General features: G+C 31.9%; 1 pseudogene. It reads left to right on the top strand.

The annotated features are described in order from the left end of the window. Positions 1-451 (top strand): annotated as a pseudogene (locus J7R10_RS08720) (protein-disulfide reductase DsbD domain-containing protein); the annotation flags it as partial.

The following is a 451-nucleotide window of genomic DNA, read 5'->3' as shown; positions in this document are numbered from 1 at the left end:
ACTGGCGTAATAGAGGCTATTCAGGTATGGCATCATTTCTGAATTTCAAGCAAATAATTTCTTATGAAATATTTTATCCTACAACACAGCTTTATGAAACAAAAACTGACTGGTCAATAGGTTATAAAAATAACGTTTTATTGCTTTTTATCATCTCCGATGCTAACAGAAATTTAACTGGTTCTTTAACTCTTGGATTTTGTAATGAAATTTGTCTTCCATTTACTGTTAACTTCAATTTTTCTTCAACCATTCAAAAGAACAAACGCCTCCCTTCATCATTGCTAAAGAAGGCTCAAAATGCTTTACCCCGCACAACCGATCATACATTCAAAATAAGCACTGAAAAAGATAAAAATACCCTCTTCATCAAAATACAAAATAACAATAAAATTATACCGACCTCTCTCTTTTTAGATGGAGGAGAAATGCAAATTGGACCAGCAAAAAA

It is taken from the genome of Bartonella vinsonii subsp. berkhoffii ATCC 51672 (genome assembly GCF_902825225.1).
In the GTDB taxonomy this organism is placed as follows: Bacteria; Pseudomonadota; Alphaproteobacteria; order Rhizobiales; family Rhizobiaceae; genus Bartonella; species Bartonella berkhoffii.
The sequence above is the reverse complement of the archived record's forward strand: the minus strand, read 5'-3'. Positions and strand labels throughout refer to the sequence as shown.